Origin of the sequence: Mitsuaria chitosanitabida ATCC BAA-476 = NBRC 102408 (genome assembly GCF_001598255.1) — a bacterium.
Lineage (GTDB): Bacteria > Pseudomonadota > Gammaproteobacteria > Burkholderiales > Burkholderiaceae_C > Roseateles > Roseateles chitosanitabidus.
The window spans coordinates 1-19,454 of the sequence record NZ_BCYP01000036.1; the positions used below are offsets into that span (position 1 = coordinate 1).

General features: G+C 71.4%; 14 protein-coding genes and 1 tRNA gene. 5 read left to right on the forward strand and 10 right to left on the reverse strand.

The annotated features are described in order from the left end of the window. A partial coding sequence (locus MCHT01_RS21825; protein WP_245643528.1) for a methyl-accepting chemotaxis protein occupies positions 1-364 on the forward strand: 364 nt, incomplete at its 5' end. A gap of 49 nt (positions 365-413) precedes the next feature. On the opposite strand, the gene MCHT01_RS21830 is transcribed toward MCHT01_RS21825, so the two are convergent. Then, positions 414-2,123: a GGDEF domain-containing protein gene (locus MCHT01_RS21830; protein WP_067068720.1), complete on the reverse strand. Its 1,710-nt coding sequence runs from the start codon at positions 2,121-2,123 to the stop codon at positions 414-416. 254 nt (positions 2,124-2,377) lie between these two features. Here MCHT01_RS21830 and MCHT01_RS21835 point away from each other — a divergent pair, with 254 nt between their 5' ends. Further along, positions 2,378-3,199 (forward strand): DUF429 domain-containing protein, encoded by an 822-nt coding sequence (locus MCHT01_RS21835; RefSeq protein WP_067068962.1) that lies wholly within the window; start codon positions 2,378-2,380, stop codon positions 3,197-3,199. 171 nt (positions 3,200-3,370) lie between these two features. Continuing rightward, entirely contained in the window at positions 3,371-4,273 is a 903-nt protein-coding gene (locus MCHT01_RS21840) for a ketopantoate reductase family protein (RefSeq protein WP_067068964.1), read from the forward strand. A gap of 125 nt (positions 4,274-4,398) precedes the next feature. Here MCHT01_RS21840 and MCHT01_RS21845 read toward each other — a convergent pair whose 3' ends face one another. The 5 genes from MCHT01_RS21845 to MCHT01_RS21865 form a co-directional block, all read right to left on the reverse strand. Next, positions 4,399-4,938 carry a Csu type fimbrial protein gene (locus MCHT01_RS21845; protein ID WP_067068723.1) on the reverse strand — a complete coding sequence of 180 codons (540 nt, stop codon included), beginning with the start codon at positions 4,936-4,938 and terminating at the stop codon, positions 4,399-4,401. Positions 4,939-5,270: 332 nt separating this feature from the next. Beyond that, entirely contained in the window at positions 5,271-6,191 is a 921-nt protein-coding gene (rocF, locus tag MCHT01_RS21850) for an arginase (protein WP_067068726.1), read from the reverse strand. Positions 6,192-6,246: 55 nt separating this feature from the next. Further along, on the reverse strand, positions 6,247-7,161 hold the full coding sequence (locus MCHT01_RS21855; RefSeq protein ID WP_067068729.1) for an LOG family protein: 915 nt from the start codon (positions 7,159-7,161) through the stop codon (positions 6,247-6,249). A gap of 123 nt (positions 7,162-7,284) precedes the next feature. After that, entirely contained in the window at positions 7,285-8,049 is a 765-nt protein-coding gene (locus tag MCHT01_RS21860; protein WP_067068731.1) for a HesA/MoeB/ThiF family protein, read from the reverse strand. A 164-nt stretch (positions 8,050-8,213) separates the two neighbouring features. Further along, positions 8,214-9,662 carry a S41 family peptidase gene (locus MCHT01_RS21865; protein WP_067068734.1) on the reverse strand — a complete coding sequence of 483 codons (1,449 nt, stop codon included), beginning with the start codon at positions 9,660-9,662 and terminating at the stop codon, positions 8,214-8,216. A 284-nt stretch (positions 9,663-9,946) separates the two neighbouring features. Here MCHT01_RS21865 and MCHT01_RS21870 point away from each other — a divergent pair, with 284 nt between their 5' ends. Beyond that, the gene (locus MCHT01_RS21870) at positions 9,947-10,288 is read left to right on the forward strand and encodes a cupin domain-containing protein (protein WP_067068737.1); all 342 of its coding nucleotides are present in this window, start codon (positions 9,947-9,949) and stop codon (positions 10,286-10,288) included. A gap of 16 nt (positions 10,289-10,304) precedes the next feature. On the opposite strand, the gene MCHT01_RS21875 is transcribed toward MCHT01_RS21870, so the two are convergent. From MCHT01_RS21875 to MCHT01_RS21890, 4 genes are all read right to left on the reverse strand, one after another. Beyond that, positions 10,305-10,379, reverse strand: a tRNA-Arg gene (locus tag MCHT01_RS21875). A gap of 131 nt (positions 10,380-10,510) precedes the next feature. Beyond that, the gene (locus MCHT01_RS27885) at positions 10,511-14,728 is read right to left on the reverse strand and encodes a translocation/assembly module TamB domain-containing protein (protein WP_067068740.1); all 4,218 of its coding nucleotides are present in this window, start codon (positions 14,726-14,728) and stop codon (positions 10,511-10,513) included. A 78-nt stretch (positions 14,729-14,806) separates the two neighbouring features. Beyond that, positions 14,807-16,741, reverse strand: a complete 1,935-nt coding sequence (locus MCHT01_RS21885; RefSeq protein WP_067068743.1) for an autotransporter assembly complex protein TamA — start codon at positions 16,739-16,741, stop codon at positions 14,807-14,809. Further along, complete coding sequence (locus MCHT01_RS21890) at positions 16,738-17,919, reverse strand: vWA domain-containing protein (RefSeq protein ID WP_067068745.1); 1,182 nt, start codon at positions 17,917-17,919, stop codon at positions 16,738-16,740. The genes MCHT01_RS21885 and MCHT01_RS21890 overlap by 4 nt, the downstream gene beginning before the upstream one ends. 127 nt (positions 17,920-18,046) lie before the next feature. Between MCHT01_RS21890 and MCHT01_RS21895 the strand changes: the two genes are divergently transcribed. After that, the gene (locus tag MCHT01_RS21895; RefSeq protein WP_245643532.1) at positions 18,047-19,357 is read left to right on the forward strand and encodes a sensor domain-containing phosphodiesterase; all 1,311 of its coding nucleotides are present in this window, start codon (positions 18,047-18,049) and stop codon (positions 19,355-19,357) included. Positions 19,358-19,454: the final 97 nt, after the last annotated feature.

The window sequence follows — 19,454 nt, forward strand, 5'->3', positions numbered from 1 at the left end:
GGTGGCGGCGGAGGTGCGGTCCCTGGCGCAGCGCAGCGCGGAGGCGGCCAAGGAGATCAAGCAGCTCATCACCGCGAGCGGCGAGAGCGTTGCCAGCGGCGCGGCCCTGGTCGAGCGCGCGGGCGAGACCATGCACGAGATCTCGGACTCGATCTCCCGCGTGTCCCGGATCGTGGCGGAGATCAGCCATGCCACCGTCGAGCAGAGCGGCGGCATCAACCAGATCGGGACCGCGATCTCGCAGCTGGACCAGATGACGCAGCAGAACGCCGCGCTGGTCGAGGAATCGGCGGCGGCGGCGCAGAGCCTCCAGCATCAGGCCGACGCGCTGTCGGAATCGGTGGCGGTGTTCAAGCTCGCCTGAGTCGTCGGACCGGGCGCGGGACGGGGCGACCGGTCGCGCCGTCCTCGTGTCACCGGGCCGGAGTCGGCGGCGTGCCGTCCGTGCCCTGGTACTGGACGCGGTTTCGGCCGGAGTCCTTGGCGACGTAGAGGGCCTGGTCGGCGATCGCGATCAGTTGCTGCGGACGCGCGGGAGGCGCGCCGGCGGCCAGGCCGATGCTGATGGTGACGCGCAGGCCGCGGGCGAGCTCGCCCCACAGGTGGCCGGCGACGACGGCGCGCAGCCGCTCGCAGATCTCCTGCGCCTTGGCGGGCGTGGCGCCGACGAAGACGAGCATGAACTCCTCGCCGCCCACGCGCGCGATGAGATCGGCGCTGCGCAGCTGACGCTTCACCAGCTGCGCGACCTTCTGCAGCACCTGGTCGCCGATGCCGTGACCGAAGCCGTCGTTGACCTGCTTGAAGTGGTCGATGTCCAGCATGCCCAGGGCGATCGCCTTGCCCTCCTGCCGCGCGCGCTCGAGCAGCAGCGGCAGCGCGAACTCCGCATGGCGCCGGTTGTTCAGGCCGGTCAGCGCGTCCTCGTGGGCCATGCGGCCCAGCTCCGCCGCCTGCTGCCGCAGGCGCTGCTGCTCCTGCTCGGCCTGGTCGGCGCGCTCGCGCTCGCGGCGCGCGTCCTGCAAGGCGTGCTCGGCCCGGGCCTGCGCCTGCTCGAATTCCTGGCGGATCAGCATGGCCTCGGTCTGCAAGGCCATCGCGGCGCGCGCGGACTGGCGCTCCAGCGTGGACAGCAGCTCGTGCGCCTCCAGCGCCTTGGCCGGGTCGCCGCGCTGCTTGTAGCCCCGATGCATGGCCAGCGCGAGCTGCCGTCGCAGCCGCGCCGGCAACTGGTGCGGGGCGGGCTGGGCGACGAGCCCGCGCATGGCCTCCAGCGCCTCGAAGGCGTCGGTGGCGCCGGCCGTGTCGTCGCGCTTGAGCTGGAGCTGCGCGCGCTGCGCGCGCGCCTGCTGGACCATGCCGGCATAGCCGTGGCGCACCGCGAGCTGCTCGTATTCCTCGGTGATCGCCAGCGCCTCCTCGATCGCCCCGGTGCCCAGCTGGAACTCCACCAGGTTGGACAGCGAGACGACGATGAGGAAGGGGTTGCCTTCCTCGCGGACCAGCTCGGCGGCGCGCAGCGCATAGGGCTCGGCCTGCGCCAGGGCGATGGCGGAGGCGGCGTGCTCGTCGTCGCGCAGCGCCTCGCCATGGGCCTGCAACCAGAAGTGCGCGAGGTTGTTCAGGCAGCTCAGCATCAGCTCCCGGTCGGCGGCGACGTGGTGCTGGGCGATCTCCAGCGCCTGCAGCGTGTCGCGGCAGGCCTGGTCGATCTGGTCCGCGATGGCGTGCGCGACGGCCAGCCGGTTCAGCGCCCAGGCCTCGCGCACCGGATCGGCGGCGCGGCGCGCGGCGGCCACCGCCTGCCAGCCGGCCTGGATGGCGTCGCGGCCCATCTGGAACTGGGCGTAGACGTAGCAGAGCTCGGTCATCGCCTCGGCGATCCAGAGGTCCTGGTCGGGCCCGTCGATCGAATGGACGACGGCGACGGCCTCGCTGGCGCGGCGCAGCGCGGCCTGCAGGTCGCCCTGGCGGGGCAGGTTGTGGGCGATGTGGATCAGCGCCCGGGCGCGGTCGCGCACGGAGTTCGCCGCCACCAGCGCGAGCTCCATCGCGTCGGTGGCATCGCGGTAGGCGCCGCGTCGGCTGAGTTGAAGGGCGCGGGCGAGCTCGCGTTCGAACAAGCGGTTCTCCTCTCCAGACCCCCCAGCATTGGGCGATCCGCGCACCGCGTCAATGGCGGTCCGCCCCAGGGCGGGCCGATACAGTCGCGTCCATGCCAAATGTCTCGAAAGCCCGGCGCGCCGCCGGGCTCCCCGCCGCGTCACCAGCAAGCTCCGCTCCCGTCGACGGGGCTCGTCCCGCGTCGCGGTCCCGGCGCGGGACCGCCTCGCCGGACGCGGGTCAGCCGGTCGCCGAGGCCGCGCCGGCCAGGGGCCTGTTGCCGTCCACCGGTCGCCAGCTGGTCGGCGTCGACTTCACCAGCGCGCCGACCCGCCGCAAGCCCATCCGCCTGGCCTTCGGTCAGCGGCAGGGCGCGGTGCTGAAGCTCGAGCGCCAGGAGGGCATCGAGTCGCTCGATGCCTTCGCCGAGTGGCTGCGCACGCCCGGCCCCTGGCTGGGCGGCTTCGACCTGCCGTTCGGGCTGCCGCGCGAGCTGATCGAGACCCTGGGCTGGCCCACCGACTGGGCGCCGCTGATGGCGCACTACGCCGCGCTGTCGCGCGCCGAGATCCGCGACACCTTCGCCGCCTTCTGCGCAGCCCGGCCCGTGGGCGGCAAGTTCGCGCATCGCGCCTGCGACGGGCCGGCGGGCTCCTCGCCCAGCATGAAGTGGGTCAATCCGCCGGTGGCCTACATGCTGCATGCGGGCGTGCCGCGGCTGATCGCGGCCGGCGTGGACCTGCCGGGTCTGCACGCCGGTGACGCCAGCCGCGTCGCGCTGGAGGCCTATCCCGGCCTGCTCGCGCGGGAGCTGCTGGGCACCCGCAGCTACAAGAGCGACGACCGCGCCAAGCAGACGCCCGAACGGCTCATCGCCCGAAAGGATCTGGTCGAGGGGCTGGAGCAGGGCCGCACGCGGCTCGGGCTGCGGCTCAAGCTCAGCCACGCGCAGCGCGACGAGCTGGTCGACGACGCGAGCGGCGACAAGCTCGATGCGGTGCTCTGCCTGATGCAGGCGGCCTGGGCCGATCAACGCGCCGACTTCGGCCAGCCGGCCGGCATGGATCCGCTGGAAGGCTGGATCCTCTGCGCCTGAAGGCCAGCGACTCGGGCGCCGATCGCTGATCGCGCGGCGCGGTGGCCGGCGGCGCGCAGGGACATGCGCGGCCGCCTACGATCGGCGGCGATGTCCCGGCCGACGGACCGGGGTCCCTGATCTCAACGAGGAGACGTGATGTCCGGATCTCAACGAGCCACGGGCACGCCGCTGACGGTCGCCGTGATGGGCGCGGGCGCGGTGGGCTGCTTCTTCGGCGGCATGCTGGCGCGCGCGGGCCACGACGTGGTCCTGATCGGCCGCCCGGCCCATGTGGACGCGATCCGCGCGCACGGCCTGCGCATGGACACCCGCATGTTCGACGAGCAGGTCCGCCTGCGCGCCGACACCGAGGCCTCAGCCGCCCAGGGCGCCGACGTGGTGCTGTTCTGCGTGAAGTCGACCGACACGGTCGCCGCGGCGCGGGAGCTGGAACCCTTCCTCGGGCCCGACACCTTGCTGCTGTCCCTGCAGAACGGGGTCGACAACGCCGAGCGCCTGCGCGAGGTGCTGAGGCAGCCGGTGTCGGCGGCGGTCGTCTACGTGGCCACCGAGATGGCCGGGCCCGGCCACGTGAAGCACCACGGGCGCGGTGAGCTGGTCATCGAGCCCGCGCCCGGCGCCGAGCGCGTCGCGCAGGCCTTCGTGGCGTCGGGCGTGGCGGTGGAGATCTCGGACAACGTGCGTGGCGCGCTGTGGTCCAAGCTGCTGATCAACTGCGCCTACAACGCGCTGTCGGCGCTCAGCGACCAGCCCTATGGCGAGCTGGTGAAGGGCGAGGGCGTCTGGACGGTGATGGATCAGTTGCTCGACGAGGGCCATGCGGTGGCCGAGGCCGACGGGGTGCGGCTGGTCGGCGATGTCCGCGAGGCGGTGCGCAAGATCGCGGTGACCATGCCGGGGCAGTTCTCGTCGACGGCGCAGGACCTGCGCCGCGGCAAGCCCACCGAGATCGACCACCTCAACGGCTTCCTGGTCCGCCGCGGCGAGGCGCTGGGCATTCCCGTGCCCGCCAACCGCGTGCTGCACACGCTGGTGAGGCTGGCGGAACTCGGCAACGAAGAAGCCGCCTGAGCGGCGGCTTCGAGGGGAGGCGCGGTCGGCGCCTGCGGACCGGCGCCTCGTGAGGGGCGCTTCCGGCACGGCGACGCGGTGACGCCCGGGACGATCGGGCGGGTCGTCGGTCGCCGCGTTCGCGATCAGTAGGTGATCGTGACGGTGACCGTGTCGCTGTAGTTGCCCGGGACGATGCCGGCCAGCGAGGGCAGGCGGCCGTAGACGGTCAGGACCTGCTGGCTGCCGGTGCCCGTGCCGGTGTAGACGCCGGCGCCGTTGCCGTCGCCCCAGACCTGCGTGCGGCCGGAGTCCAGGTAGAGCTGGTACGGCAGGTTGTTGTTGCCGCTCTTCATCGTGCGCGAGCCGAAGGCCGACGCGTTGCCCGCGTTGGTGCCGGCGCTCAGCGCGACGCTGTAGGGCGTGGTCTTGGTGCAGGTGACGTTGAGCGAGGTCGAGGCGTCGACCGGGCCGGGGGTCTGCAGCGGATCGATGGCGCCGCCGAAGGTCAGCGTGGAGCCGGTGACGTTGCACGCCACCAGGATGGTGGCGCCGACCTGGAAGGTCGCGGAGGCGCTCGTCGGGGTGGCGGCCTGGACCGACAGCGGCGAGATCACGGAGGCGGAGAGGACGGTGGCGAGCGCGACGGCGCGCCGCAGGACTGCGGTGGAGGAACGGAACGACATGTTGGATTTCGAGCGTTTCACATCGCAGGTGGCTGGCGGGCGTCTGGCGACCTCGGCGCGATGCGCTCCGGAGTCGGCCTCTGTGCCTGTCCCTGGTATCAATTGGACACGATTTTGCCGTTTTACCCCTGTGCGCTAGTTCACGGAGAGATGCCCCACTTTTTGGGGGGACTCCCTAAGTGGGGAATCCTCCTCCCGATCCGCGTTGGTAGCGCAATCACCTTGTCGGGAAGCTGACCGCTGTCACGGGGGCGACAGACCGCGCGCCGAAGACCCTGTCACCGACCGGTCGGTCGATCGCGGCGCCCCGCCCGGGAGCGCCGCGAGCAGCCTCACTTGCGCATCAGCGTGGACTTGCCGAACAGCGATTCGATCAGGTCGACGGCCACCAGCGCCGTCTTGTTGCGCAGGTCCAGCGCGGGGTTGAGTTCCATCACGTCCAGCGAGCCCAGCCGGCCGGTGTCCGCGATCATCTCCATGCACAGCTGCGCCTCGCGGTAGGTCGGGCCGCCCGGGATGGTCGTGCCCACGCCCGGGGCGATCTCGGGATCCAGGAAGTCGACGTCGAAGCTCACATGCAGGTGGGTGTTGGCGTCCAGCGTGGCCAGCGCCAGTTCCATGGTGTGGCGCATGCCCATCTCGTCGATGTAGCGCATGTCGAAGACCTCCAGGCCCACCTCGTGGACGAAGCGCTTCTCGCCCTCGTCGACGCTGCGGATGCCGATCTGGCGGATCCATTTGGGATCGATGGCGGGGACATGGCCGCCGATCTCGATCAGCTGCTTCGGGCCGTGGCCGCACAGGCAGGCGACTGGCATGCCGTGGATGTTGCCGCTGGGCGTGAGCTGGCTGGTGTTGAAGTCGGCGTGCGCATCCAGCCAGAGGATGCGCAGCTTCTTGCCGGTCTCGCGGCAGTGGCGCGCGACGGCGGAGATGGAGCCCAGGCCCAGGCAGTGGTCGCCGCCCAGCAGGATGGGCATGCGGCCGCCCGCCAGTTCCGCATGGACCGCCTCGTGCACGGCGACGTTCCAGGCGGTGACCTCCTCGAGGTGGCGATAGCCCGCCACCGGCGGCCGCCAGGGGTTGGACGGGCCGGCCAGGTTGCCGCGGTCCAGCACCTCCACGCCGTGCGCGCGCAGCGCCTCGCTGAGGCCGGCCACCCGCAGGGCCTCCGGGCCCATGCTGGCGCCCCGGGCGCCGGCGCCCACGTCGGTGGGGGCGCCGATCAGGCTGACATGTCGTGCTGTGGTCATCGCGAACCTCTTCTGGGTCTGGACCCGGCTCGTGACCGGGTCGGTGGTGGCGGGATCAGGGGGTGCCGTTGCCGCTGCCGTTGCCCGCGGGCACCGCGGAGCCGATGTCGTATTCCTTCATCAGCAGCGCCCAGGCTTCGTCGGCGGTCTCGACGTAATGGAAGAGCTGCTCGTCGCCCGGGCTGATCATCCCGGTGTCCAGCAGCAGGTCGAAGTCGATCAGCCGCGACCAGAAGTCGCGTCCGAACAGCAGGATGGGGCGGCGCCGGCACTTGCCGGTCTGGATCAGCGTCAACGTCTCGAAGAGCTCGTCCAGCGTGCCGTAGCCGCCCGGGAAGGCCGCCAGCGCCACCGACCGGATCAGGAAGTGCATCTTGCGCAGCCCGAAGTAGTGGAAGCGGAAGCACAGCTCCGGGGTGATGTACGGGTTGGGGCGCTGCTCGTGCGGCAGCACGATGTTCAGGCCGATGCTGCGGCCGCCCGCGTCATGCGCGCCGCGGTTGCCGGCCTCCATGATCCCGGGGCCGCCGCCGGTGACGACGTACAGCGGATGCGCGTGGTCCTTGGTGTGCTCGGTGATCAGCCGTGCGAAGCGACGCGCCTCCTCGTAGTAGCCGCTCATCAGCAGGCGGCGCTCGGCGCGCAGCAGGGCCTCGCTGTCGTTGGCGGCGCGGGCCGCGTCGACCGCCGCCTGGGCCGCCTCGCGGTCGGCGATGCGGGCGCTGCCGAAGATCACCACCGTCGACTGGATGTTCAGCTCCTGCTGCACCAGTTCGGGTTTGAGCAGCTCCAGCTGCATCCGCACCGGACGCAGCTCCGGCCGGACCAGGAAGTCCGTGTCGGTGAAGGCCAGGCGGTAGGCGCTGGGCGGATTGGCGTCGAAGTCCGCTTCGAAGGAGGCGGCTTGCTGGGCGGCCTCTTCCTGGGCGGAAGGGAAATTGCGGGCGGTGAGTTTGTCGCTTCTGATCATGATTCGATGGCCCGGGAGCTTACGGGCGTTGCGGCTTAATTTCCTTGCATCCGGGACGAGGGGTCACTGGCGCGGGCGTCGGTTTGTTGCGTGGGGAAGCGCGACGGGGCGTGAGCGCGAGGCTCAGGCGCGCTCTCGGGCGGCGTCGCCGCAGCAGGGGCAGCGCGGATCGCGCGCCACGCCCAGATCGGTCCAGCTCATGCGGCGCGCATCGAGCATCAGCAGCCGGCCGGGCAGGGCGCTGCCCATGCCGGTCAGCAGCTTGAGCGCCTCGGCGGCCTGCATGCTGCCGATGATCCCGACCAGGGGCGCGAACACGCCCATCACGGCGCAGCGCTGTTCCTCGGGCGCCTGGTCCGGCGGGAACAGGCAGGCGTAGCAGGGGCGCGTGCCGTCGCGGCTGTCGTAGACCGAGAGCTGCGCGTCGAAGCCCAGCGCCGCGCCCGACACCAGCGGCTTGCCGTGGCGCACGCAGGCGGCGTTGACGAGGTGGCGGGTCTGGAAGTTGTCGGTGCAGTCGAGCACCACGTCGGCCGTGGGGACCAGCTCGTCGAGCAGGGCCGCGTCCGCGCGCGCGATGAGCGGCCGCACCCTCGGTTCCGGATTGATCGCCGCGATGCCGGCCGCGGCCGACGCGGCCTTGGGCTGGTCGACGCGATCCAGGCTGTGCGCGATCTGGCGCTGCAGGTTGGTGAGGTCCACGCGGTCGTGATCGACCAGCGTGATGCGGCCGACGCCGGCGGTCCCGAGGAACAGCGCCACGGGCGATCCCAGCCCGCCCGCGCCGATCACCAGCGCATGCGACGCCAGCAGCCGTTCTTGTCCCTCGACGCCGATGTCGTCCAGCAGGATGTGGCGCGAGTAGCGCAGCAGTTGCTCGTCATCCATAGGAGGGCAAGCATAGCGGCCCGGCGGGTCGCGCGCCGCATCCGCGTGCGATCGGCGCGGCGGGGCGAGGGCGGTCGCGCGCCCATGAAAAAAGCCCCGAGGACGAGGTCCAGGGGGCTTGATGCGAGCGCGAGGCTCGCGCGTCGCTCAGGCGATCGTGACGATCACTGCGTCTTGGCCTCGGCCTTGCGTTCCTGCGCGACCTTGGACACCGCCACGGGCTTGCCCTTGAGCTGGTTCAGCGCCTGCTGCAGCGGGAAGTCCTCGGTGCTGCCGAACTCGGGCAGCGGCTTGGGCGGCTCGGCGCGCTTGGCGTAGTCGGCCTCCAGCTTCTGGCGGCGCTCCTCGCGCAGCTTCTCCAGCTCCTTCGAGCGGGCTTCCTCCGACTTCTCGTCGGCGCTGGTCAGGTGCTTCTCCAGGTCCGCCTCGCGCATGCGCAGCTCGGCGAAGACGTTGCCCTCGGCGGTCTCGTCCAGCGGCACGTCGGGGACGATGCCCTTGGCCTGGATCGAGCGGCCGCTCGGCGTGTAGTAGCGCGCGGTGGTCAGCTTGACCGCCGTGTCCGGACCCAGCTGGCGCACGGTCTGCACCGAGCCCTTGCCGAAGGTCTGCAGACCCATCACGGTCGCCCGCTTGTGATCCTGCAGCGCGCCGGCCACGATCTCGCTGGCGGAGGCCGAGCCTTCGTTCACCAGCACCACCAGCGGCACGTTCTTGATGGCCTCGGGCAGGCGGCGCAGCGGATCGCCGGAACCGCGACGGGCGTAGAAGTCGGGATCGGCGCGATAGCTGGCCTTGGACTCGGCCAACTGGCCGTTGGTCGACACGACCTCGACGCCCTTGGGCAGGAAGGCGGCCGAGATGGCCACCGCGCCCTCGAGCAGGCCGCCCGGGTCATTGCGCAGGTCCAGCACGACGCCCTTGATCTTAGGGTCCTGCTTGTACAGGTCGGCCAGCTTCTGGGTGAAGTCGTCGACGGTGCGGTCCTGGAACTGGCTCACGCGGATCCAGGCATAGCCGGGCTCGACCATCTTGGCGCGCACCGACTGGACCTTGATCTCCTCGCGATTGATGGTCACGGGGAAGGTGCGGCTCTCCGACTTGCGGTAGATGGACAGCGTCACCTTGGTGTTGGGTTCGCCGCGCATCTTCTTGACCGCCTGGTCCAGCGTCAGGCCGCGGACCGCCGTGTCGTCGATCTTGCTGATCAGGTCGCCGCTCTTGAGGCCGGCGCGGAAGGCCGGGCTGCCTTCGATCGGGGAGACGATCTTGACCAGACCGTCCTCCATGCCGATCTCGATGCCCACGCCGACGAAGCGGCCGGTGGTGCTCTCGCGGAATTCCTTGAAGCTCTTCTTGTCGAAGAACTGCGAATGGGGGTCCAGGCCGCTGACCATGCCGGAGATGGCGTCGTTGATCAGCTTCTTCTCGTCGACGGGCTCGACGTAGTCGGACTTGACGATCCCGAAGACCGCGGCGAGCTGCTGGAGCTCCTCGAGCGGCAGGGGGGACGTGGTGCTGCTGCGCGCGTTGGCCTGCAGCTGCATCGTGGTCAACACGCCGGTCATCGCTCCCAAAGCGACCCAGCCCGCGACTTTCAGTTTGGCGCCCATGATGAAAAAAATCCTGAATCGGTACAGCCTGGCTGCGTGGCGCCGCTTGTGCCGTTCCCGCGGACAAGGCCGATCAGGACGGAACAAAGGCGTTACCAGTATATGTCCGAGGCAAAAATGCGGCCCGGCATGAGGCGGTGGTTTACCCCTCATTTACGGCCCCGGCGTGGCGTGCTCCGCATCCCCGACGACAGCGCGGGGTCGGAGGGTGCGGCCCGGAGCCGTCGGTGCCATGATCCGCGGATCCCCCGGCCCCCGGCCGACCGCCTTCGAGGAGCAGATCCATGGCCCTCCCGCATGCCGCCCCCGCCCAGCCCATCGACGTCGCGCCGCTGGGCGCGGCCCTCGGGTCGACGCAGTCCTCGGCGCTGTTCAAGTCCGCCGGGCTGGAAGTCATGCGCCTGGTGCTGCCCGCCGGCAAGGTCTTCCCGGCCCACAAGGTGGACGGGGAGATCACGCTGCACTGCCTGGAAGGGACGCTCGAGCTGAGCGTCCACGCGGACGGCCAGGAGCGCCGCCAGCGCCTGGGCGCGGGGCAGCTCTGCTATCTGGAGGGTGGGGTGACGCACGCGGTCACGGGGCTGACGGACGCGTCGGCGCTGGTGACGATCGTGCTGAGGCGCTGAGGCGCCGGGGACCAGGTGGTCCCTCCGACAGGAATCGAACCTGTATTTGCCGCTTAGGAGGCGGCCGTTCTATCCATTGAACTACGGAGAGGATCAGCGGCCGCCGGGGCGACCGCGCGCGGACCGGGAGCCGGTGCCGCGAAAGGCGCGGATTCTCGCATGGAAGCCGACGGACCCGGCCCTCGCTGCTACAGGACTGCTACGGCACTGCGACGGTCGCGGCTACTCCCACTTCCACTGCCAGATCACGTCCAGGCCCTGCTGGACTTCCGTCGTGCGGGCCCGCAGCGTGAAGCGCTGGGCCAGCTTGTAGATCAGCTGCCAGGAGCCGGTGGTCGAGTTCAGTCCCCGTTCATAGGCGACGAAGACGTTGCGGCTGACCTGCTTGCCCAGTCGCACCACGGTGCCGCGCGCGTCGTCGCCCTCGCCGCTGAAGGACAGCTCGTCCAGGCCGATGTTGTGGATCAGCTTGTCGCTGGCGCTCTCGCCGTCGCCGCTGATCAGCGCCATCGCGGCGCGCTGCATCAGCGCGGTGTCGGTGCGGCCCAGGTTGTCCGGCGCGCGGCCCAGCACCAGCCAGGACAGCTTGTTGGTCTCGCTCATGTCCGGGTCCGAGTACAGCCGGATGCGCGGGTTGGTCGCCGTGCCGGTCACCGTCACGCCGACGCGCACGTTGTCGTTCTCCAGGCCCGGCCGGATGGCGAGCACGTCCAGGCGCGGGTTGTCCAGCGGCCCGACGAAGCTGAACACGCCCTGCTCGACGACCAGCTTCTGGCCGTAGGCGTTGAAGGTGCCACCCTCGCTGCGGACCTCGCCGGTCATCTGCGGACGCGGCTGGCCATCCTGCGCGATGTGCAGCAGGCCGCGTAGCCGGGTGTCGATGCCGTAGCCCTTGAGCTGCAGGCGCCGGCCCAGATCCAGGTCCAGGTCGAGCTTGAGCTTCATCGGCTTGCCGCTGCCGTCGACCGCCTTGGGCGGGTTGCTGGCGCGCACGACCTGCACGTCGCTGTCGAGCTGCGGCGCGTCGCCGCGGGAGAAGTCGAACAGGCCCTCGACGACGACGAACTGGCCCTTCAGGTCCAGCAGCTGCGCGCTGGCCTTGAGCTGCGCGCCGCCGGTGGCGACGATGCGCCGGTCCACGCGCTGCAGCAGCGCGAAGGTGTCGGCCTTGAGCGAGAGATCCGCGTGCGGGTCAGCGCCGAAGTGCAGGTTGCCCTCCAGGTTGACGCTGCCGTTGCCGGCCTTGGCGCTGAACTTCTCGAGCCTGGCCTCGCGGCCGCTCATGGTCAGCGCCAGCTCGCCCTGCTGCATGTCCACGCCCATCAGCGCGTTGCGCAGCGACAGCTTCTGGCCGCCGGCCTGACCGCGGATCTCGGGCGCGCCCAGCGTGCCGCCCAGCTGCAGCGTCGCGTACAGGCTGCCGCCCAGGCGCCAGCCCGCCGGCACCCACGGTCCCCAGTTGCCCAGGTTGTCGACCTTGGCCTCGATGCCGCCTTCCAGGCGCGCGTCGCGCGTGGGCAGCGCATGCGGATTGGGGCTGCGGAAGGTCACCGCGCCGCCGACCGCGCCCATGTTGTCGCCCGCCACGCCCTGCACCAGGTGCCACACGCCCTGGTCGGCCAGCACGCCCAGGCGCAGGTCGGTCAGCGCGAGTCGCTGGGTGCTGACCTCGTCGGTGACGGTCAGGTCGCCGCGGGTGCGCTCGATCATGAAGTCCAGGGTCAGGCCGCGCGCATCGCTGCGCGTCTTGAGCCGGCCTTCCACCTGCAGGTCGCCGCCCCAGCCGAAGTCCGGCTGCAGCTTGGACAGCACCGGCGCCGCGGCCAGCGGCTCCAGCACCGCCTGGACGTCCCAGTCGCGCGGCGACTGCCAGGTCATGCGATCCCAGTGCACGCCGGCGCCCAGCACTTCCATCCGGCCCGGCGCGAGCATCGCCTGCCGCGGATCCAGACCCGGATCCAGCCGCAGCGAGCCCGACAGCCCCGTGGTCTTGAACAGCGGCAGCGCTTGCTGGCTGCCCTCGAGCTGCAGCGACAGCGCGCGCGCCTGCCACAGCCCGCCCTGGCGCCAGGCCTGCAGCGGGTCGGTCTCCAGCGCGCCGTCCAGCGAGAACTGCGCCCGCGCGCCCTGCGGATCCAGGGGGAGCGGCTGCGCGCCGGTCGCGCTGGCGGCCTGGGCGCGGGCCACCACCTTGGTCGCCGAGGGCTGCGTCAGCACCGGCGGCAGCGGCACCTGGCCGCGCGTCGTCAGCGTCAGCTTGTGCTGGGCCCAGCTGCCGGACAGGTCCAGGTGGACCTCGTCCAGCCGCGTGCTCTGCTGCGGCAGGCGCAGCGTGCGCAGCTCGGTGGTCCAGGCGAGCCTGGCGTCCTTCAGGCTGGACAGCGACCACTGGCCGTTGGCCGCGTCGAGCTGCAGCGCGGGGCGGCTGCCGGAGTTGGCGGGCAGCCCCGGCACGCCGGACAGCGCGAAGCCCTGGATCTGCCACTTGCCGTCGGTCCCGTACTGCGCCTGCCGGGCGCCGGGCTGGACCAGCACGAGGCTGGCCTGCGCCTGCGCGCTGCCCACGAGGGTCGCCTGCGGGAAGCGCGCGCGCAGCATCGGCTGCAGGCTCGCCAGCTTGGGCGCGTTCAGGTCGAACGACAGGTCCACCTGCTCGCGCCTGGCACCCGCGTTGATGCGGCTGCGCGCGCTGAGCGTGGCGTCGGCCAGGCGCAGGTCGGCGGCGAGATCCGGCGGCGCGCTGCCGTTGCGGCTGTAGCGCACCTGACCCTGCAGCGGCAGGCCCTGCCACTGGCTGGGTTGGAGCTCGACCTCGGCCTTGCCCTGCGGCCACAGGCTGCCGCGCACGGACTGCAGCGCCGCCTGCACGCGCGCGTTCAGCGCCTGGGGGACGGCGCCGTCGGGCAGCGGCTCGGGGCTCAGGCGGCGCGGGTCCAGCCCTTGCACCGAAGCCTCGACCTTGGCCTTCCAGCCCTCGGCCAGGGACAGCGCCTCATTCAGACCCAGCTCGCCCTCGGCCTGCAGCGTCGCGGGACCGGAGCGCGCATGCAGTCGTTGCAGCGCGATCGACCGGGGGCGCAGTTCCGCCGCCAGCGAGACCTCCAGCGGCGCCTGCAGCCGGCCCTGGCCCAGCAGGCCGGACAGGTCGCCCTCGACCTGCAGCGCCTGGTCGGTACCGGCCTTCTCCAGGCTGGCCGCCGTCTTCAGGCGCAACTCGCCGCGGGCCTGGGCCATGGGCCAGCGCAGGTCGATGCGGCGGCTGTCCAGACCGTCCAGCCGCAGCGTGAGCACGCTGCCGTCCTTCTCGCTGGTCTGGCCGGTGGCATGCAGACGGCCGCCGCCGGCCACTTGGGCATCCAGCTGGGGCAGGCGCAGCCGCGTCCAGTTCGACGGGTCCAGCAGCAGGTCCAGCCGCAGCGTGCTCAGCGGCAGCCGGTCCTGGTCAAGCCGTCCGGCGGCGTCGTTGGCCAGGTCGGCCTTCAGCGTCAGGGACTGGTCGGCGTTGGGCGTCAGCAGCACCTGACCGGTCAGGCCGGTGCGGGGCACGCCCTCGGTGCCGGGCAGCAGCGCGGCCAGGTCCACGCCCCGGGCCTGCGCCTCCAGCCGTGCCACGGGGAAGGGCGCGAAGGGCAGCAGCCCCGCCTTGATCTGGAGCTTCTGCTTCGCGGCCTCCAGCGCGCCCTGCAGGGTGAGCGACGTCAGCGGACCGTCGAGCTGGAAGGGCGCGGACCAGGGCAGCTCGCCCTGCGGCTGGGCCAGCGTCCAGTGGCTGGCCAGCTTCAGGTCCTCGCGCGTGGCGATCCTCGCCTGGCCGGAGAGGGTCAGGCCTTGCCAGGCCAGCGACTTCAGCTCGACGCGGTGCTGCTCGCCGCCGTCGGCGCCCAGGGCGGCGCTGCCCCGCAGGCCGCGCAGCGGCTGCGTCAGGCCCGGGGCGAAGAGCTCGTCGATCTGCAGGTCCCGGATGGTGATCGCGACCGGCGACAGCAGGCTGGTCGGCGCCTTCGAGGGCTCGCCCGACGGGGCGACCTGCACCCGCAGCCGCTGCACGGCCAGGCGGTCGGCCAGCACCTCGCCCCACAGCAGCGGGGAGCGGTTCCAGCCCAGGCGCACGCCGCGCCACTGCAGGTGCTCGAGCACGATGCGATCGTCGCTGCCGGGCAGGAGGAGCTCGGCGCGGTCGACGTCGAAATCGCCCAGCAGGCTGCCGCGCGCGTTGCTCAGGCTCAGGCCCGGCACCTTGGCCAGGACGTAGGCGGTGCCGCCCTCGGTCTTCAGCGCCCAGGTCAGCGCCAGCAGCAGCACCCCGACGATCACCGGGATGAGCAGCAGCGCCCACAGCAGGCCACGCGCGCGGCGACGGCGCCGCGACGGCGTGGCGGCGGGCGCCGGAGGCGTCGCGTCCGTCGGCGGGGTGGGGGAGTCGTCGCGCGGGTCGCTCATGGCTGCTGCGGGGATGAGGACGGGGTCAGGGGTTGACGTCGGTGGGGAGGGGCTGCGGGAAGGGGCGTCCGGTCGGGCTCACAGGCTGATCGCCAGGCTGAAGTGCATGCGCCAGCGGTCGGCCCGGTTCCCCTTGGCCAGGTCGAAGCGCAGCACCCCCACGGGGCTGCGGTAGCGCAGGCCGGTGCCGTAGGCCCACGCGGGACGGTAGTCGCCCCAGTTCTGCGCCGCGTTGCCGGCGTCGACGAAGAGCGCGCCCAGCAGTTGCGGGATGCGGGGCGTCAGCGGATGCGAGACCTCGACGCTGCCGTCCAGCAGCACGCGGCCGCCGGTCAGGTTGCCGGCCGAGTCCAGCGGCGCCAGCGTCTCGAAGGCATAGCCGCGGATGGTGTCGTCGCCGCCGGTGCGGAAGCGCAGCGCCTCGGGCAGGCCGAGGTCGCTCTTGGCCAGGATCTGACCGCCCTCGACCCGGGTCGAGAACAGCCATTTGCCCGGCAGCGGCTGGTACCAGTAGGCCTTGCCGATCGCCCGCGCGAAGGGCCCCTTGGCCTGCGTCGAGCTGTCGGCCCAGCCGCCGCCCACGGTCATGGTGGCGCTCCAGCCCTTGCTCGGCAGCACGCGCGAGTCCAGCCGGCGCCAGGTCATCTGCTGGTTCAGCGAGATCGCGCCGGCCACCGTGGTCTGCACCTCGGGCTTGTGCTCCCAGGCGCGCAGCAGCTCGACATAGGTCAGGCGGTCCTCGGGCTCGGTCTCCTTGGCGTAGCCCAGGCGCGTGCTGAGGTTGGTGTTGACCTGGTTGTTGTCGTCCAGCCGCTCCAGCCGCACCGAGGCCAGGCTGCGCTGCATGTTGGGCTGCGGATGCGAGCTGATTTCGGTCTCCAGCACCTGGCGCGTCTTGGCCAGTTCGAGCTTGGTGCGCTCGCGGATGTTCAGGCCGAAGGGCTTGCGATGCGTGTACTCGACGCTGGCGCTGGGGCCGTCCACGGTCTGGTAGCCGATACCCAGCGTGACCTGCTGGCGCGCGGCCTCGCGGATCTTCACCGTGACCGGGACCTCGACGGTCTCGGCGCCGGGCGGCGGGGTGACGGATTCGGGCTGGATCTCGACGCTGGCGCTGTCGAACAGCTGGGTCCCCACCAGCCGCTCCTGGAAGTCCAGCAGCAGCTTCTCGTTGTAGGGCTGGTGCAGCTGATACCCCGCGAGCCGGCGCACGCTCTCCTCGGGCTGATGCTTCAGGCCCTCGACGGTGAGCTCGCCCAGCGTGAACAGCGGGCCGCTCTCCAGCGTCACGGCGATGTCGACCTGGTTGTCGTCGGCCTGCACGACGGCCTCGCTGTGGGTCATGCGGGCGAGCGGATAGCCCTGCGCGCGGGCGCGGGCGAGCAGCGCGTTCTTGGACGCGGCCCAGTCGCCCTGGCTGAAGCCCGATTGCACGGGGAGCTGCCAGCTCTGCGTCAGCGTGCGCTCCAGCGCGGTGGCGAGCTTGTCGCCGCGTTCGGCGGCGGTCCTGAGCGGGCCCTCGATGCGCAGGTCCATCTGGCGGACCAGCGCGCGCGGGCCGGTCTCGACCACCAGGCGCAGGTTGCGCACGCCGTCGGACAGGTCGCCGACTTCCTCGGTCCTGACCTTGGCGTTGAAGTAGCCGGCGGTCTCCAGCAGCTTGGTCGCCTGCTCGGGCGCGACGGCGGCCAGACGGCGCAGCTCGGCCGCGGTCAGGCGCATGTCGTCGGGCGTGTCGCGGAAGCGCGCCAGGTCCAGGTGCTCCATCAGCAGCGAGCGCAGCTCGGGCGGCGCGTCGATGGTGAGCTCGTAGGCCGAGATGCGGCGCGTGGTGACGTTGGGGTTGTCGGTGTCGGCCTCGGCCGGCTGGGCGACCTTGAGCTGCGTGGTCGTGTTGTTGGCGGGCAGCAGCGAGCAGCCGCCCAGCACCGCGCCGCCGGCGCCGATCACGAGGACCAGCGACCAGCCGCGCAGGAAACGACCCAGGGACGTCTCCGGACGCGCTGCCGTCATCGGTTGAGCACGCGCATCGCCTGTTCGAGGCCGCTCATCGTGAGTGGCATCATGCGCTGCTGCATCAACTGCTGGATCAGCGCGATGCTCTGGCGGTACTGCCAGACGCCGGCGGGCTCGGGGTTGATCCAGACGTGCTTGGGGAAGTGGTTCGTCAGCCGTTGCAGCCATTCGGCGCCGGCTTCCTCGTTGTTGTATTCGACGCTGCCGCCGGGTTGCAGGATCTCGTAGGGGCTCATGGTCGCGTCGCCCACGAAGATCAACTTGTAGTCGCGGTTGTACTTGTGGATCAGGTCCCAGGTGGAGGTCTTCTCGCTGAAGCGGCGCTGGTTCTGCTTCCAGACGAAGTCGTAGACGCAGTTGTGGAAGTAGAAGAACTCCAGGTGCTTGAACTCGCTCTTCACGGCGGAGAACAGTTCCTCGACGCGGTGGACGTGCTCGTCCATCGTGCCGCCGACGTCCATCAGCAGCAGCAGCTTCACCTTGTTGTGCCGCTCCGGGACCATGCGGATGTCCAGCATGCCGGCGTTGGCCGCCGTCTTGTGGATGGTGTCGTCCAGGTCGAGCTCCAGCTCCGAGCCCTCGCGCGCGAAGCGGCGCAGGCGCCGCAGGGCGACCTTGATGTTGCGGGTGCCCAGCTCGATGCCGTCGTCGTAGTCGCGGTAGGCGCGCTGGTCCCAGACCTTGACCGCGCTGCGCTGGCCGCCGGGGCCGCCGATGCGCACGCCGCGCGGGTTCTGGCCGCCGTTGCCGAAGGGGCTGGTGCCGCCGGTGCCGATCCAGCGGTTGCCGCCCTCGTGGCGTTCCTTCTGTTCCTCGAGCCGCTGGCGCAGGGTGTCCATCAGCTCGTCCCACTCCAGGGCCTTGAGCTGGGCCAGCTGCTCGGGCGTGAGCTCGCGTTCCAGCTGCTTGGTCAGCCAGTCCTGCGGCAGCGCCTTGAAGAGCTCGCCGGTCAGCTCCACGCCCTTGAAGTAGGCGCCGAAGGCGCGGTCGAACTTGTCGAACAGCGCCTCGTCCTTGACCAGCGCGGTGCGGGCCAGGGCGTAGAACTTGTCGATCGTGGGCCCGCCGTCATCGTCCAGGACCCCCGACTTCATGGCGTCGAGCAGGGTCAGGTACTCCTTCACGGAGACCGGGAGTTTGGCGGCGCGCAACGTGTAGAAGAACTGGATGAGCATGGGCCTCCCCCCTGAACTGCAGGGCATCGGGCCATTATCCACGGCGGGCATGGGCGTAGCATCGGCGCACGCAGGTGCCCCGCGGGCGTGAGGCACGGCGACAGACAACAAGGTTGGGATCGGGCGCATGGACGGTGACTACGGCGGCGGGCAAGGCGCGGACCTGGCGATCAACGTCGAGGTCGAGGCGATGCTTCAGGCGCTCTACGGCGCGATCTTCGAGGAGCGCGGGCGCTGGGTCGCCCAGCACGCCGGGCGCCGGCTCACCAGCGCCTTCCAGCCGATCTACAGCTTTCCGCACCGCCGGCCCGTGGGCTACGAGGCGCTGGTGCGGGTCGAGGACGAGCGCGGCCGGCCCATCCCGCCGGTGGCGGCCTTCGAGGGCGTGGGCAATTTCGACGAGCAGGTCTGGCTGGACCGCCTGTGCCGGCTGCTGCACGTGCACAACTTCGTGTCGCAGCGGCAGTCGGACTGCTGGCTGTTCCTGAACATCCACCCGGCGGTCTTCGTGCATGCGGCGGTGCAGGTGCGGATGCTGGCGCGGGCGGTGGAGGTGGTGCACGACCTGGGGTTGCCGACGCACCGGCTGGTGTTCGAGGTCACCGAGGACGTGATGGCCCGGGACGACAGCTTCGAGGCGGCGGTCGAGGCGGCGCGCGCCACCGGCTGCCTGCTGGCGTTGGACGACTTCGGCGTGGGGCATTCCAACTTCGACCGCATCTGGCGCATCCGGCCGGAGATCGTGAAGCTGGACCGCTCGCTGCTCAAGCGCACGCGCGGGTCGCGCAAGATGGCGCGGGTGCTCGCGCAGATGGTGGCGTTGCTGCACGAGTGCGGCTCGCTGGTGCTGCTGGAGGGCATCGAGACCGCCGAGGACGCGCAGATGGCGATGGACGCGGATGTCGACCTGGTGCAGGGCTTCGCCTTCGGCCATCCGGCGCCGATGCTGCGCGACGAGCAGGGCGTGTCGCCCGAGCTCGAGGGCGTGTGGAGCCTGTTCAACGCGCGCCAGGCTCAGCTGCGCCGCGACCACCTGGACCGGCTGACGCCGTTCCGCACGGCCATCGCGCTGGCGCTGCAGCCCTTGCAGCAAGGCCGGCCGCTGGCCGAGGCCTGCGCGGTCTTCCTGAAGCTGGCGGGCGCGCAGATGTGCGTGCTGCTGGACGAGGACGGCCGGGAGATCGGCCCGCGCGCGGTGCCGGCGGACACGCCGCTGGACCTGGATCCGCGCTTCCTGCCGATGGAACGCGCCGGCGACGCGCGCTGGGCGCGCCGGCCGTACTTCCGCCGGGCGGTGGAGTCGGTGGGGGAGGTCCAGGTCACGCGGCCCTACCTGAGCCTGCACGGCGCCCGCATGTGCGTCACGGTGTCCGTCGCCTACTGGCAGGACGGCCGGCTGCGCGTGCTGTGCGGGGATCTGGACTGGGACGAGGCCTGACCCCGGCGGCTCGCGCGCCGCGGCGGCGTGCCCGACCTCGGTCCCTGTCCCGCGGGACGACGCGGGTAAGGACTGTGACCAATGGCGTCATCGGGCG